The sequence below is a fragment of the Dactylosporangium sp. NPDC051541 genome (assembly GCF_044454505.1).
In the GTDB taxonomy this organism is placed as follows: Bacteria; Actinomycetota; Actinomycetes; order Mycobacteriales; family Micromonosporaceae; genus Dactylosporangium.
This window is the reverse complement of record NZ_JBITDU010000007.1, coordinates 145,368-159,787: the sequence shown is the minus strand read 5'-3', so window position 1 is coordinate 159,787 and position 14,420 is coordinate 145,368. Positions and strand designations below refer to the sequence as shown.

Here is a 14,420-nt window from a genome sequence, read left to right as displayed (position 1 = left end):
CCGCCATCCTTTGATCCGGCGGCCTGTACTGGTAGATCGGGCAGCTGATTCCGGCCCGCAGCGGCCGAGGGTTGTCAGTAGCGGATGTCGATGGTGCTCGCCTCGTGGGTGTCGACGAGGCCGCCGGTGCCGCCGCTGAAGCCGACCAGGACGCTCGGCGGCAGGTCGACCAGGGTGTCCAGGATCGTGGTGCCGTCGATGGTGACGACCAGGTCGCCGCCGCCGCCGGCGCGGACCTGGACGAAGTGGGTGCCGCTGCGCAGGTTCGGGACGTTCGTCGCCGAGGCGATCAGGTTGACGCTGGTCGTACCGCCGGTGGTGCTGATGCCGACGAAGTTGGCCGAGGGGTAGCCGGGCTGCGCGAACGTCACGAAGTCGACCGAGACCCCGGCGAGGCCGGCGAAGCCGAGGCCGCCGCCGCCGGGGCCGAGTGAGCTCGGGGTGCACTTCGTGGCGTCCAGGAGCATGAGGGTCATCCCGTCGGCGCCGTTGCCGTCGCCGATGCGGATGGTGAAGTTGGCCAGGAGGCGGGTCGGGGAGATCGGGGTGGACCAGATGGCGGTGCCGGCCTGGCCGGCGACCGGGCCGGTGAGGCGCAGCGTGCCGCCGTTGATGACGGCCGAGCCGTTGGCCTTCCAGCCCGCGGCCGGTGGGGCGGCGACCCGGTTGAGCGGCTGGCCGGGGACGATCTCCAGGTTGCGCACGGCGTGGACGTCATTGACCAGTCCGGTGCCGGCGCCCAGGCCGACGATGGCCTGGACCCGCAGGGCCGGGACGCGGCCGCTGAGGACCTGGACGCCGTCGAGGAACACCAGCACGGTCAGGCCGACGATCTGGATCTTCACCTGGTGGGTGCCGTTGTGCAGGTCGGCGATCTGGGTGTTGGTGGCCACGTAGGTGAAGCCGGCCGCGCCCTGGGTGCTGGTGGCGATGCCGACCCAGTTCATCGAGTTGACGCCGTCGCCGACGTAGGTCCGGAACGTCACCGCGACCGCGGGCAGGCCGCGCACGCCGAGGCCGCCGCCGCCGACGCCGATGCTGCCGGCCGGGGTTGCCGGGTCCAGCAGGGCGAAGGCCAGGCCGTCGGCGCCGCTGCCGCCGCCGATGCGCATGTCGAAGCTGGCGGTGAGCCCGTTGGTGTCCACGGGGGTCGAGTAGTACGCGGCGCCGGCGAGGCCGTTCTGGGCCGGGGTGAGGATCGCCTCGGCCCCGTTGGGATACGCGGCGCCGTTGTACCGCCAGCCGGTGCCGGGCGCCGCCAGCGCGGTACCCCCGGAAGCGATTGCGACATTGCTGACCGCGTGCCGGTCCGTGATGCCGCCGGTGGAGCCGGTGAACGCGAGCAGCGTGCTGGCCGGCAGCGCGACGGTGGCACTGATGACCTGGGCGCCGTCGACGGCCACGGTGACCTTCCCGCCGGCGGTGCCGACGGTGACGGTGTGGGTACCGCTGCGCAGGTTCGGGACGTTCGTGGCGGTGGCCGCGTAGACCGGGCCGCCGGTGTTGGAGCCGGTGGTGACCCCGACGAAGTTCGCCGACGGGTCGTTGGGGCCCTGCCAGGTGTCGAGGGTGACGGCCACGCCGGGCAGGCCCTGCACGCCCATCCCGGCGCCGCCCAGGCCCAGGCTGCGCACCGTGTTGGAGGCGGCGTCGAGCAGCGCGAACGTCATGCCGTCGGCGCCGCCGCCCCCGCCGATCTGGGCGGTGAACGAGGCCGACAGGTTGGTGGTGGGCAGCGGCGTGGAGTAGACGGCCGAGCCGATCGCGCCGACCGTGGGCTGGGTGAGCACCAGGCTGGAGCCGTCGATCGCGGCGGTGCCGTTGAGGATCCAGCTGCCGCCGACGATGCTCGGCACCGGCGTGCCCGACACGGTGGCGACGCCCCGGACCGGCACCGTGTGGGCGCCGTGGCCGTCGTCGGAGCTGATGACGTACTGCCCGGTGAACGTCCCGGCCGCGGTCGGGGTGAACGTGACGTCCACCTGGAGTTCGTCGTCGGGGCCGATCACCTGGCTCTCCGGCAGCGGGGTGTCCACGACGAACGGCAGCGTCGGCGGCGCGGCCTTGGTGATGGTGAGGCCGAGGGTGCCGGTGTTGGCGACCTTCAGGCTCTTCGTCACCGACCGGCCGACGGGCACGGTGCCGAAGTCGAGCGATCCGGGTGTGATGGCCAGTTCGGCCTGCCCGGTGACGCCGGAACCCTGCAGGTGTACTGTCGCCACGCCGTTCGCGCCGGTGACGCTCAACGAGCCGCTGTGGGCACCGACGGCGGTCGGGCGGTAGAGGACGCCGACGGCGAGCGTCTGGCCGGGCACGACGACGGTGCCGTTGGCGGGCAGGCCGGTGACCGAGAACGGCGCGCCCGGCGCACTGGTCGCGGTGACGGTCTCGTTGGCGGTGCCGGTGTTGGTGAAGCTGGCGGTCAGCGACTTGCTGGCACCGACCGGCAGGTCCTCGAAGTCCAGCGTCGGGGTGTTGGCGGTGAAACCGGGTTTCGTGCCGTTGCCGACGAGTGTGGTGGCGACCGTGCCCGTGCTGCCGCCGTCGGTGACGGTGAAGTTGAGCAGGCCGCTGGCCGAGCCGGGGCCGGTCGGGCTGAACCGGACCGGCACGCTGATCGTCTGGCCCGCGGTCAGGGTGACCGGCAGGGCGGGCGGGGTCGCGGCGAACGGGGCGGCCGCGTTCACGGCGGAGACGGTGATGGTGCGGGTGGCGGTCGCGGTGACCGTGCCGGTGCCGGACTGGCCGACGGCGACGTTGCCGAGGTCCAGCTGGGGCGCGGCGAGCGACGTGGTGGTCGGCTGGCCGAAGCCGTAGACGTAGCCGTCGCGGGTGCCGGCGTAGACGCGGCCGTTGGACGTCGCCGGGGAGGAGAACTTGGCGACGGTACCGATGGGGAAGCAGCGCAGCAGGCTCAGCTGCTTGTTGACGGGCACGCCGCGGTAGGCGCACAGCCGCCCGCCGGTGCCGGTGCCGTCGTCGGCGCCGATGAGCCACACGACGGACGAGCCGGGAGTGGTCCCGTCGGAGGTCACGACCGGGGAGCCGCTGCTGTACCCGTACATCTCGGCGCTGTTGCCGGCGAGGGTGAGGGCGGGCAGGCCGTCGCCGGTGGTCCCGTATTTGAACGCGATCAGCTGCGACAGCGACTGGATCATGTACACGTAGCCGCCCTCGCCGCCGTAGACCGCGGGCCGGCTCCAGAAGCCGTGGTACGGGCCGAGCTGCTGCACGACGTCGTCGCCGCCGCCCGCGCCCTGGCCCTTGCCGCCGAGGTGGTCGCGGTTGAGCAGGTACACCCGGCCGTCCTTGCCGCCCTGGACCATCAGCCGGGGGACGCTGCCGGTGCCGAAGTACTGGTCGGGCAGCGCGACCGGGCCGCCGCTGCCGAAGTCCTGGTCGTTCTGGTCGAGCAGGGCGGCGTTGGACGGGCTGAAGAAGTCCTTCGCCGAGATGACCCCGTTGGCGTCGACGCCGAGGCGGACAACGGCCTGCGACAGCTGCTTCGGCGTCGGCGAGCCGGGGCCGTTGGGCGGGGTGACGCCGTTGCCGGTGGCGACGAACATGCGCCCGTCGCCGTCGGACATGATGCCGCCGCCGGCCTGCCAGATGCCGGCCATCCGGCTGCTGGCGCCGACCTCGTCGGACCACAGGTTCATGACGCCGGTGGTGACGTTGACGCCGGCGACCCACCCGACGTAGGAGCCGTAGTCGCAGTGGCCGCCGAACGCGAGGTACACGACCCCGTTCATGAGCAGCAGGCCCGGCCGGTTGTTGACGTCGCGGGCGGTGAACGGATGGTCGGGGTCGTTCGCGGGCGTACCGGCGATCTTGATCGGCCAGCCGGGCCGCTCCGCGCCGTTGCTGATGTTGATAGCGTGCAGGTACCAATTCGGGTGATTGACATCCGGCCCGTCATTGGTCTTGGTGCTGATGTAGGTGTATCCGCCGGCGGGGTCGTACACGCCGGTCGACGTGCTGCCGATGTTCGGGGTGATGTCGGCGCAGCCCGATGTCGCGGCCGGCCACGCCGGGCCGAGCGCGCGCGACCATTGCACCGCGCCGGTGACCGCGTCCAGGCCGTAGACGTAGTTGTCCTCGGTGGCCGCGACGACCGTGTTGCCGACGACGACCGGCTGCGCGAAGACCTGGCCCTGGACCTTCGTCGCGAACAGCCGGCCGAAGTTGCCGCTGGCCACGGCGCTCGGGCCGAGCGCGGGCTCCTGCGGGTCCCAGCCGGTGCGCAGCTTGTCCCGGGCGATCGTCGTGTTGTCCGCGCGGGCCGCCGGCGGTGCACTCAACATGGCCGCGGCGAGAACAACTGCTGTCGCCGCACTGACCGCCGCACGAACACGTCCACGCATGAACCCGGACCGTAGTCATGTTCACGTTCCATTTCGATAGCCATTCGTACGGTCTTTGCAGCCGCCCGACATAGCGATCATGAATGGTCCGGATCGCCCGAATATATTGTCCGGGCGACAACAAAACGATCGTTTTTCTCGGCGCTTTGCGGCGAATTGCTGAGCGAGGTCGGAATTTGCATCAGCGTGGCCGGAATTCCCGGCCAGCACCGAAAGTGGCGCTTTGACAAGATGTCGGCGGCGATCCGGCCCGATGCGTGAGGTGGTGAGCCGCCGGCGTGCGGTGCGCCCGGGCGGCGCGGAGCTTCACCGGCGGGTCAGGAGCTCGACCGCGATGGCCATGCGGGCGCGGTACTCGTCCCGGCTCGCGGTCTGGTGCTTGATGCCGATCGAGGCGCTGACGAGCGTCTGCGCGACCGCTTCGGGTTCGCGGTCGCCGGCCTCGCGCAGGGCGGCGATGAGCAGCCGCTCGAACCGGTCCGGGCCGCCGCGGGCGACCGGCCCCAGGAGGTCGGGATTCTCGCGCACGACCGCGTTCACGTCCTGCAGCGGGCCGACGTAGCGGCCGGCCCAGCAGTCGAAGGCGGCCGCGATCCGCTCGCCCAGCGGCCGGCCCGGCGCCAGCAACGCCTGCCGCGCGTCGCGGAGGTCCCGCTCGATGCCGTGGTCGGCCGCGGCCCGGAACAGGTTGGGCTTGGAGGAGAACAGGAAATAGAGGCCCGGCCGGGAGATCGCCGCCTCCCGGGCGACGTCGTCCATCGACGTCTTGCGGTAGCCGAACCGGGCGAAGGTGCGCAGCGCCGACTCCAGGACGGCGTCGCGCCGGGCGGCATCACCCGGCGTCGGCACCACGTCGGCGGATGTCGGCACGCACTCACTGTACCAACTAGACGAACTGAGCAGTTTTTGTATAGTGAATCCAATGAGCGATCTGATCACCACCCGGTTCACCGCGACCAGCACCGCCGCCGACGTCCTGGCCGGCGTCGACCTGCACGGCATCCGGGCCGTCGTCACCGGCGCCTCCTCGGGCCTGGGCGCTGAGACGGCCCGCGCGCTGAGCGCCGCCGGCGCGCAGGTGACCCTCGCGGTCCGCGACACCGCGGCCGGCGACGAGGTCGCCCGGGCCATCGAGCGCTCGACGTCGCGCCGCCCCGCCGTCGGGCGCCTCGACCTCGCCGACCGCGCCTCCGTGGCGTCGTTCGTGCGCGCCTGGGCGGGCCCGCTGCACCTGCTGATCAACAACGCGGGCGTCGTCACCGCCGGCCTGCGGCGCACCGGCGACGGCCGGGAGCTGCAGTTCGCGACGAACCACCTCGGGCACCACGCCCTCGCCGTCGGGCTGCACCGGGCCCTCGCGGCGGGCGCCGCCGAGCTGGGTGGCGCCAAGCTGGGTGGCGCCCGCGTCGTCGCCCTCAGCTCGACGGCACACATGCGGGCCGGCGTCGACTTCGACGATCTCGACTTCATCCGCCGCGACTACGACCCGCAGATCGCCTACGCGCAGTCGAAGACCGCGAACGCGCTGTTCGCCGTGGAAGCCACCCGCCGCTGGTCCGGCGACGGCATCACGGCGAACGCCGTGAATCCCGGCGGCATCGCGACCGGACTGCAGCGCAACTTCAGCCCCGAGCAGCGGGCGTCCCTCGACGCCGCGCGGGCGGCCGGGATCTTCTCCTACAAGAGCGTCGAGCAGGGCGCCGCGACGACCGTGGTCGCCGCCGTCGCCGCCGAGTTCGCCGGCACCGGCGGGCACTACCTCGACGACTGCCGGGAGGCCTACACCGTCCCCGACGACGCCTCCCTCGCCGAGCACCCGCACGGCGTCAAGGCCTGGGCCCTGGACCCCGAGCGGGCCCGGCGCCTGTGGACCGTGTCCGACCGGCTCCTCGCCGCCTGAACGGCCCGGCACCGCGGCACCGCTCAGAGCGTCCGCAGCGCGTCGGCGGGCGGGAGGCGGGCGGCCCGCGCCGCCGGATAGAGCCCGGCCAGGGCGCCCACCAGCAGGGCCGCGGCCGCGCCGGCGAGGGGAGCCTCGGGCGGGATGGCGACCGGGTTGCCGGCGAACCGGGCCGCGACAAGCGTCGCCAGGCACCCCAGGCCGATGCCGGCCACTCCCCCGATGGTCGCCAGCAGCGCCGACTCCAGCAGGAACTGCACCGCCACGTCCCGCCGCCGGGCCCCGAGGGCGCGGCGCAGCCCGATCTCGGCCCGCCGCTCGAGGACCGAGATCACCATGATGTTGGCGATGCCGACCCCGGCGACCAGCAGGGCGATCGCCCCGAGCCCCAGGAACAGCCCGACGAACGCGCCCTTGGCCTGAATCCGGGCCAGGATCACGTCGGAGGGCCGCTGGACCTGCACGTCCCGGGGGTTCTCCGGGGACGCGGTCGGGCCGAGCACGGCGGCGACGGCGGCCACCTGGTCGGGGTCGACCCGCAGGTAGATGCGGGTCGGGACGCCGCCGAGGCCGAAGAGGTGGTCGGCGACGCCGAAGCTGATCAGGGCCGCGGTGTCGATCTCGGGGGCGACGCCGACCTGGTCGAGGACGCCGATCACGGTGAAGTACCGGCCGGCGATGAAGACCTGGGTCTGGGCGTCGACGTGGTTGATGCCGAGGCTGCGGGCGGCGGCGAAACCCAGGACCGTCTCCGGGAACTGCTCGGCCGTCGCGCCCAGGTAGGTGCCGCGCAGGACGTGCGCGGACAGGGTGCCGGGCAGTGACGGCTGGGCGGCCAGGACGCTGATGCCGTTGGTGTTCTGCGGCGGAATGCGTTCGGTGCGCCGGACGGTGGCGTCGTCGATGTTGCCGACGGCGGTGGTGGCCAGGACCGGCGGGATGCGGGCGATCATCGGCTGGGCGGTCAGGGGCAGCGGAGTGGGGCGCCCGTCGAAGGTCTGGCCGGTGGCGACGGTGAGCAGGTTGCCCTGCCGGCCGAGCTCGTCCAGCAGCTGCCGCTTCGAGGACTCGGCCACGCCCAGGACGGCGACGAGCGCGGCGATCGCGATGGCGATCCCCAGCGCCGACAGGGTGGCGCGGACCCGGCGGGCGCCGAGGCCGGCGGTGCCGACGGCGAGGGCGTCGGCGGGGCGGAGGCGGCTGCGCACGGTCATGCGGGGGCTCCCGAGTCCTCGGCGATCCGGCCGTCCTCCAGCCGGATGCGGCGGCGCATGGCCGCGGCCACGCTCGCGTTGTGGGTGATCAGGACGACCGTCGTGTCGTGCAGCGCGGCCAGCAGCTCGACGATCTGGCGGCCGTTGGCGGTGTCGAGGTTGCCGGTGGGCTCGTCGGCGAGAACGACGGCCGGGCGGCCGACGACGGCCCGGGCGATCGCCACTCGCTGCCGTTCGCCGCCGGACAGCTGGGCCGGGCGGTGCCGCAGCCGGGCGCCCAGGCCGACGCGGTCCAGGGCCTCGGTGGCGCGCTCCCGGCGGGTGGCGGCCGGCATCCCCCGGTACATCAGGCCGGAAGCCACGTTGTCCAGGACGGTGAGGTGGTCGAGCAGGAAGAACTGCTGGAAGACGAAGCCGATGTGCCAGGCCCGGACCGCGGACAGCTGCGGGTCGGACATCCGCGACGTGTCGGTGCCGGCGATGCTGACGGTGCCGGCGGTGGGCCGCTCCAGGGTGCCCAGAATGCTCAGCAGCGTCGACTTGCCGGCCCCGGACGCGCCGATGATGGCGACCGACTCGCCCGGCTCGACGGAAAGGTCCACATCGGACAGTGCGGTGACGGCGGCCGGGGCCGGGTAGGTCTTGCCCACCCCGCGCAGTTCCAGGGCGGCGGTCACGGCGCGGGCACCTCCACGTCGTCGCCCTCGGCCAGGCCGTCGCCGCGGACCTCGACCAGCGTGTTGGCGAACAGGCCGGTGGTGACGCCGAGCAGGGTCCGCTCGGCGCCGTCGCGCCGGTAGAGGCCGTAGCCGCCGCCGGCCAGGGCGACCAGGGCGGTGATCGGCACCGCCAGGACGTCCTTGACGGTCTCGTCGGTGATGCTGACCTGGACCGGAGCCCGGTCCAGGGAGCCGCCGACCTGCGGGTTGTCGAGGGTGACGAGGCCGGGGACGAGGATCGGCGAGCCGCGGCCGTTGTCGGTCTGCTGCGGCTCGTCGGCGACCGGGGACAGGTAGGCCACCCGGCCCGGCACCTGCTTGCGGTCCGGCATCGTGACGGTCACCGCGTCGCCGGGGTGCACCAGGTATGTCTGCCCGGCCGGGACGTTGATCGTGACCACGGCCGTCGTCGACGTCGCGGTGAGCAGCTCGTCGCCGCCGTGGACCTCGGCGCCGAGCTTCCCGGTGACGGTCGTGACCCGGATCGGGCCGGGCTGGAACGTCACCGTGCCGAGCTCGACCCGGCCGGTGACGGCCTGGCCGGTGGCCCGCTGCCAGCGCCGGATCGCCGCCGCCGTCGCCGCGGTGAACGTGCTGTCCACGGTGGACAGGTGGCCGAGTGCCTTGAGGTTGTCCTCCAGGGCCCGCACGTCCGGGCCGGCGGTCATCCCGGATTCGAACGGGCGGAACGCGGGGCGGTCGGCGTAGAAGAGCCGGACCGGGCGGTTGTCCACCTCATACACGGGCTCGTCGCGGTTGATGACCAGACCCGGCTGGGGCAGGGCGGTGAGGGTGCCGCCCTCGCCCTGCGGCAGGACGGCGTACTGGCCGCGGTACCCGAGTGCGCCCGACACCTGGGTGCTGGTGGACAGGTCGGTGCGGACCACCTTCGCCGTCGTGGTCGGCACCTCGGCCGCCGCCGGCGTCGCCGCGCGGGGGAAGCGCCAGATCAGCACCCCACCGGCGGCCGCGCCCGCGGCGATGAACAGAGCCCGGCGCCTCATGACGCCAGGTTTCCGAGGCTGGAGACACGGGCCTCGTCGTCCAGGACCGAGCGGCAGGTGTCCAGGGCATGCCGTACCGTCGGATCGCTCTTGTCCCCCGGCAGGTCCTCCGGGTGCATCCCGAACCCGTGCCCGGGTGTGAAGAGGTCGTTCGCCGTCGGGTCGCGGAAGTTCGGCAGCCCGTTCGCCCGCATGCACTGCGCGGATCGCACCCCGGCCTGGACCAGCTTCGGCGGGGCCGGCGCCTGCCCGTCGGGGACGAGCTCGGCCGCGCGGATCTGCGCGTCGCAGGCGGCCGCCGCGGCCAGGATGGTGGTCCCGTCGGCCTCGCGCAGGCTGCGCGCGTCGGTGTAGACGTGGCCGTCCGCGGTCAGCACCGGGTCCTTGTAGGTCGGGATGCCGTGCTGGCGGATGCACTCGGCCGCGGCGTGCAGCGCGTTCTTGCGGTCGTCGCCGGTCGCGCCGGCGCAGGTCGGCTGGTAGCCGAGCGGTTCGCCGGTGTTCCCGCCGCCGCCGTTGTCGGTCTTGACGCCGGGGCTGGGGCCGGCCTTCTCGGCGAGGTCGGCGTTGAGCTGGCTGAGGCCGGCGGCGGCGCTGATGCAGCCGCCGGTCGTCGGGGCCGCCGAGTGGCTTCCGCCGAGGGTCGGCACGCGCGGCTGTTCGGCCGCGGTGCAGCCGGTCAATGCGAGGGCGGCGGACACGGCGAGCAGTGCGATGGCCGCCCCGGTGCTTGCCGAGAGCTGTCGAATCTGCATGGGCATCAGGTGTACTCGCGCAGGCGTGACATCATCGCGACGAGCCGTGTAGGACGGATGTCATGCCGGGCGGCGCACAATGGTCGGCATGCGGGTGCTGGTGGTCGAGGATCACGCGACGCTCGCCGAGCGCATCGGCGAGGGGCTGCGCGACGCCGGCCTGGCCGTCGACGTCGTCTACGACGGCGGGTCGGCGCTCGTCCGGACCGCCGAGACCGGCTACGACGTCGTGGTGCTCGACCGCGACCTGCCGGTCGTGCACGGCGACCAGGTCTGCCGGACCCTCGCCGGCACCGGCGGCCCCCGCATCCTGATGCTGACCGCGGCCGGTGGCGTCGACGACCGGGTCGACGGCCTCGAGCTCGGCGCCGACGACTACCTCGGCAAGCCGTTCGCGTTCCACGAGCTCGTCGCCCGGGTCCGGGCCCTGGCCCGGCGTTCCCCGTCGGCGCCGCCGATCGTGCGCCGCGGCGACCTGACCGTCGACCGGGCCCGGCACCGGGCCGGGCGCGGCGGGCGGCCGCTGTCGCTGACCCGCAAGGAGTTCGGCGTCCTGGAGATGCTCGTCGCCGCCGACGGTGCGCTCGTCAGCGCCGAGGAGCTCCTCGAACACGTCTGGGACGCCAACGCCGACCCGTTCAGCAACATCGTCTCGGTGACCCTGGCCCGGCTGCGGCGCAAGCTCGGCCCGCCGCCGCTCATCGAGACCGTCGTCGGCCGGGGCTACCGGCTGTGAGCCGGTCGCGGTTCACGGTCCGGGTCCGGCTGACGCTGCTGTACACCGTGCTATTCGCGCTGTGCGGCACGGCACTCATCGCCATCACCTACGGGCTGCTCGCGGCCAACCTGCCCCTGGCCGCCGCGCCCAGCGACAAGGTGCCCGGCCGCACGACGGCGCTGGGCGAGGACAACGTGCCCCCGCCCGAGTTCGTCAACGCCTGCAACCGGATCCTCAACGGCGTGCCGACCAGCGACGAGAACCTCCGGACCAAGTGCAAGCGGGCGTTCGACGAGGGGGTCCTGGTCGGCGCGGAGACCCAGCGCCAGGCCACCCTGGACGCGCTGCTGTGGCAGTGCGGGCTGGGCCTGGCCGCCGCGACGCTGCTGGCCGCCGTCGCCGGCTGGTTCGCCGCCGGCCGGGTGCTGCGCCCCGTGCACCGCCTCACCACCGCCGCCCGGTCCGCGTCGGAGCACAACCTGGCGGCCCGGGTCGCCCTCGGCGGCCCCCGCGACGAACTGCGCGAGCTCGCCGACACGTTCGACTCGATGCTCGAGCGGCTGCAGCGGGCCTTCGCCGGGCAGCGGCAGTTCATCGCCAACGCCAGCCACGAGCTGCGCACACCCCTGACGGTGATGCGCACGAGCGTCGACGTGGTCCTGGCCAAGCCCGCGCCGACCGAGGCCGAGCTGGTCGGCATGGCCCGGGACGTCCGCGCCGCCGTCGACCACGCCGAAGTGCTCATCGAGGCGCTGCTGACCCTCGCCCGCAGCAGCGCCGGCCTGGCCGTGCGCGAGCCGGCCGACCTGGCCACCGTGGTCGAGGACGTCCTGGACGGCGCCGACCTGCGCGACCGCCACGCCCACGTGGCCCTCGAACCGGCCCCGACCGCCGGCGACCCCGTCCTGCTCGAACGGCTCGCCGCCAACCTCGTCGACAACGCGGTGCGCTACAACGAGCCCGGCGGCGACGTGTGGCTGACCACCTCGACGGTCCGCGGCCACGTCCGGCTGGAGATCGCCAACCGGGGGCCGGTCGTGGCCCCCGACTCGGTCGCGGCCCTGTTCCAGCCGTTCCACCGCCTCGGCGCGCGCACCGGCGAGCACGGCTCCGGCCTGGGCCTGGCCATCGTCGCCGCCATCGCGCAGGTCCATCAGGGCACGGTGGACGCCCAGCCCAACACCGGCGGCGGCCTGCGGATCACGGTGCTGCTCCCGGCCATCGACCCGGAGCCGGTCGGTCCCGGGCGGCGCTAGGTTGCGGTGCCGCCGAGGCCGGCCTCGCGGGCCTTGACGATCGCCTGCGCGCGCTCGGACACCTGCAGCTTGGTGAAGATGTTGGCGACGTGGTTGCGGACGGTCTTGAGGCTGATCATCAGCTCGTGTGCGATCGTCGCGTTGCCCTTGCCGGCCGCGACCATCTCCAGGACCTCGCGTTCGCGTTCGGTGAGGGACGGGAATGCGGCGGCGCTCGAGCCGGCGCCGGTGGCGAAGTGGGCGATGACCCGGGCCGCGATCTGCGGGCCGAAGATCGCCTCGCCGGCCGCCGCGGCCCGGATGGCCCGCTCGATCTCATCCTGCTCGGCGCCCTTGAGCAGGTGGCCGCGGGCGCCGGCGCGCATCGCGGCGAAGACCGAGTCGTCGTCCTCGAACATCGTGAGCACCACGACGGCCGCGGGTGAGCCGGACCGGACCAGCCGGCGGGTCGCCTCGATGCCGTCCAGGCCCGGCATCCGGATGTCCATCAGGACCACGTCCGGCGCCACCGACGCGGCCACCTCGAGGGCGCGGTCGCCGGTGTCGGCCTCGCCGACGATCGCGATGTCGGCCGACCCGGTCAGCATCAGCTCCAGGCCGCGGCGGTAGGCCGGGTGGTCGTCGACGACGAGCAGCCGGATCATGCCTGGACCTCCTCGGGCCGGTCGGCGTGCAGCGGCAGGACGGCCCGCACGATCAGGCCTCCCTCGGGACGACTGGTGATCGTACAGCTGCCCCCGAGCTCGGCCGCCCGTTCCCGCATCGACGTCCAGCCCACCCCGCCGGTCGCGGCCGGGCCGATGCCGTGGCCGTTGTCGGCGACGGTCAGCTCGAACACCCCGCCGACCTCGACCGCGATCCGGCAGCGGGTCGCCCCCGCGTGCCGCACGACGTTGGTCATCGCCTCCGAGGCGATCCGGAACGCCGCGACCTCGACCGCGGCCGGCAGCGGCGGGAGCGCCGGCGGCCCGGTGACCTCGAACGTGACCTCGCCGGTCAGGGCGGCCGCGCGCTGGCGGACGGCGCCGAGCAGGCCGACCTCGTCGATGGCGGGCGGGCGGAGGTCGTCGACGAGCCGCCGTACCTCCGCGATGGCCGCCTTGACCTCGTCGCGCGTCTCGGCGATCAGCGCGTTGCGCTCGGCCGTGTCCGGACGCGACTGGGTGGCGTTGAGCTTCAGCACGACCGCAGCCAGCGACGGGCCGACGCCGTCGTGCAGGTCCCGGCGCAGCCGCCGGCGCTCCTCCTCCCGGGCCGCGACGATGCGGCTGCGCGACTCCCGCAGCTCGTCGTTGAGCTGCCCGGAGCGGACCACGACGGCCGCGTAGCGGGCCAGGTCCTCGACCAGATCCAGGTCCGGCCGCGCGAACTGCCGTCCCGGCGGCACGTCGACGGCGAGGTAGCCGATCCGCTCGCCCCGGTGCACCATCGGCTCGCGCAGTGTGCCGTCATCGGGCGGCATCGCGCGCTCGATCCGGACCCGATCCACCCGCAGGGCGGCCGCCACGGCGTCGGTCACGGCCGCGACCAGCCCGTTGGGGTCGGCGGCGTCGGCGCGGTCGGCGAGCAGCCGGATCGCCGCCCTGGGGTCGGAGCGCAGGCCGTAGACCCACCGCTCGATGTGCCGCCGCAGGAACGAGTACGCCGGGTGGACGGTCACCGCCACGACGCCCACGGCGAGCAGGCCGCCCAGCGTGTCGTGCCCGGTGAGGCGCGCGGCCCCGAGCAGCAGCAGCGCGTAGACGACGATCACCGCGGCCACGAGGAGCAGGTAGGTCAGCGTCCGCGACAGCACGAGCTCGATGTCGAACAGGCGGTACCGCAGAATCGCAATGCCGACGGTGATCGGCAGACCCACCGCCACCAGTCCGAGCGCGAACGGGAACACCGGCACGGCGGGCGCCAGGAAGTGATTGGCCCACCCGGCCAGCAGCGCGACCGGCACCGTCAGCGTCCCCCACACCAGCCACAGCAGCCGCAGCCGCTGGGCGTCCCGGGCCCGCCGCAGCCGCCGCCACACGGCGACCGGGCTGCCGAAGCACAGCGCCACCACCAGCAGGAGACCGGCGACGCCCAGTCCCCCGCTGATGGGCTCGGGCAGCCAGGGCACCGGCGGGACGGTACCCCCGTGATCGTCCTTGAATTGTTGCCGGTCACCGGCCGCACCCACCATGAAGATCACCACGCCGGCCAGCCCGACCCGGACCCACCACCGCCAGAACCGGTTCGCCGCCCGTCCGTCCGGCAGCAGGTAGGCGATCAGCACCAGCCACAGGAACAGCAGCACCCAGGCGCCCTGCGCCAGCTGGTCGACGACGAGGCCGGCGGCCGACGAGCCGGGGCCCGGCGGGAACAGCACGGCGAAGAAGCACAGCCCGTGCGCCACCAGCAGCCAGCCGACCGGATGCCGCGGGTGCCACCGCAGCACCAGCAGACCGGCCACGACGGGGACGGCGGCGCCGAACGAGACCAGGGCCTGCTGCATGCCAA

The 14,420-nt window shown here is 73.7% G+C and carries 11 protein-coding genes; 3 read left to right on the top strand and 8 right to left on the bottom strand.

Going from position 1 to position 14,420, the window contains the following annotated elements; genetic code table 11:
* Positions 1–74 precede the first annotated feature (74 nt).
* Both ACIA8L_RS29885 and ACIA8L_RS29880 read right to left on the bottom strand, forming a co-directional pair.
* Entirely contained in the window at positions 75–4,364 is a 4,290-nt protein-coding gene (locus ACIA8L_RS29885; protein WP_395909866.1) for a choice-of-anchor D domain-containing protein, read from the bottom strand.
* 306 nt (positions 4,365–4,670) lie between these two features.
* A complete protein-coding gene (locus ACIA8L_RS29880) occupies positions 4,671–5,234 on the bottom strand; it encodes a TetR/AcrR family transcriptional regulator (RefSeq protein WP_395909865.1) in 564 nt (187 codons plus the stop codon).
* A 52-nt stretch (positions 5,235–5,286) separates the two neighbouring features.
* On the opposite strand from ACIA8L_RS29880, the gene ACIA8L_RS29875 reads away from it, so the two are divergent.
* Positions 5,287–6,264 carry an SDR family NAD(P)-dependent oxidoreductase gene (locus tag ACIA8L_RS29875; RefSeq protein WP_395909864.1) on the top strand — a complete coding sequence of 326 codons (978 nt, stop codon included), beginning with the start codon at positions 5,287–5,289 and terminating at the stop codon, positions 6,262–6,264.
* A gap of 23 nt (positions 6,265–6,287) precedes the next feature.
* Here ACIA8L_RS29875 and ACIA8L_RS29870 read toward each other — a convergent pair whose 3' ends face one another.
* From ACIA8L_RS29870 to ACIA8L_RS29855, 4 genes are read right to left on the bottom strand one after another with little or no spacing between them, the layout of a single operon-like run.
* Positions 6,288–7,478 (bottom strand): ABC transporter permease, encoded by a 1,191-nt coding sequence (locus tag ACIA8L_RS29870; RefSeq protein WP_395909863.1) that lies wholly within the window; start codon positions 7,476–7,478, stop codon positions 6,288–6,290.
* Entirely contained in the window at positions 7,475–8,155 is a 681-nt protein-coding gene (locus ACIA8L_RS29865) for an ABC transporter ATP-binding protein (protein ID WP_395909862.1), read from the bottom strand. The genes ACIA8L_RS29870 and ACIA8L_RS29865 overlap by 4 nt, the downstream gene beginning before the upstream one ends.
* Positions 8,152–9,201 (bottom strand): peptidoglycan-binding protein, encoded by a 1,050-nt coding sequence (locus tag ACIA8L_RS29860; protein WP_395909861.1) that lies wholly within the window; start codon positions 9,199–9,201, stop codon positions 8,152–8,154. Before ACIA8L_RS29860 ends, ACIA8L_RS29865 begins: the two co-directional genes overlap by 4 nt.
* The gene (locus ACIA8L_RS29855; RefSeq protein WP_395909860.1) at positions 9,198–9,956 is read right to left on the bottom strand and encodes a hypothetical protein; all 759 of its coding nucleotides are present in this window, start codon (positions 9,954–9,956) and stop codon (positions 9,198–9,200) included. The genes ACIA8L_RS29860 and ACIA8L_RS29855 overlap by 4 nt, the downstream gene beginning before the upstream one ends.
* An 88-nt stretch (positions 9,957–10,044) precedes the next feature.
* On the opposite strand from ACIA8L_RS29855, the gene ACIA8L_RS29850 reads away from it, so the two are divergent.
* Together ACIA8L_RS29850 and ACIA8L_RS29845 are read left to right on the top strand one after the other, a co-directional pair.
* Positions 10,045–10,692, top strand: coding sequence for a response regulator transcription factor (locus ACIA8L_RS29850; protein ID WP_395909859.1), 648 nt, complete (start codon positions 10,045–10,047; stop codon positions 10,690–10,692).
* Positions 10,689–11,930 carry an ATP-binding protein gene (locus tag ACIA8L_RS29845; protein WP_395909858.1) on the top strand — a complete coding sequence of 414 codons (1,242 nt, stop codon included), beginning with the start codon at positions 10,689–10,691 and terminating at the stop codon, positions 11,928–11,930. The genes ACIA8L_RS29850 and ACIA8L_RS29845 overlap by 4 nt, the downstream gene beginning before the upstream one ends.
* Here ACIA8L_RS29845 and ACIA8L_RS29840 read toward each other — a convergent pair.
* Both ACIA8L_RS29840 and ACIA8L_RS29835 read right to left on the bottom strand, forming a co-directional pair.
* Positions 11,927–12,574, bottom strand: coding sequence for a response regulator (locus ACIA8L_RS29840; protein WP_395909857.1), 648 nt, complete (start codon positions 12,572–12,574; stop codon positions 11,927–11,929). The two genes, ACIA8L_RS29845 and ACIA8L_RS29840, sit on opposite strands and share 4 nt — an antisense overlap.
* Positions 12,571–14,415, bottom strand: a complete 1,845-nt coding sequence (locus tag ACIA8L_RS29835) for a histidine kinase (RefSeq protein WP_395909856.1) — start codon at positions 14,413–14,415, stop codon at positions 12,571–12,573. The genes ACIA8L_RS29840 and ACIA8L_RS29835 overlap by 4 nt, the downstream gene beginning before the upstream one ends.
* Positions 14,416–14,420: the final 5 nt, after the last annotated feature.

Coding starts and splice junctions, on each gene's coding strand:
- ACIA8L_RS29885 (WP_395909866.1), bottom strand. CDS start 4,364: ATGCGTGGACGTGTTCGTGCGGCGGTCAGTGCGGCGACAGCAGTTGTT.
- ACIA8L_RS29875 (WP_395909864.1), top strand. CDS start 5,287: ATGAGCGATCTGATCACCACCCGGTTCACCGCGACCAGCACCGCCGCC.
- ACIA8L_RS29870 (WP_395909863.1), bottom strand. CDS start 7,478: ATGACCGTGCGCAGCCGCCTCCGCCCCGCCGACGCCCTCGCCGTCGGC.
- ACIA8L_RS29860 (WP_395909861.1), bottom strand. CDS start 9,201: ATGAGGCGCCGGGCTCTGTTCATCGCCGCGGGCGCGGCCGCCGGTGGG.
- ACIA8L_RS29855 (WP_395909860.1), bottom strand. CDS start 9,956: ATGCAGATTCGACAGCTCTCGGCAAGCACCGGGGCGGCCATCGCACTG.
- ACIA8L_RS29850 (WP_395909859.1), top strand. CDS start 10,045: ATGCGGGTGCTGGTGGTCGAGGATCACGCGACGCTCGCCGAGCGCATC.
- ACIA8L_RS29840 (WP_395909857.1), bottom strand. CDS start 12,574: ATGATCCGGCTGCTCGTCGTCGACGACCACCCGGCCTACCGCCGCGGC.
- ACIA8L_RS29835 (WP_395909856.1), bottom strand. CDS start 14,415: ATGCAGCAGGCCCTGGTCTCGTTCGGCGCCGCCGTCCCCGTCGTGGCC.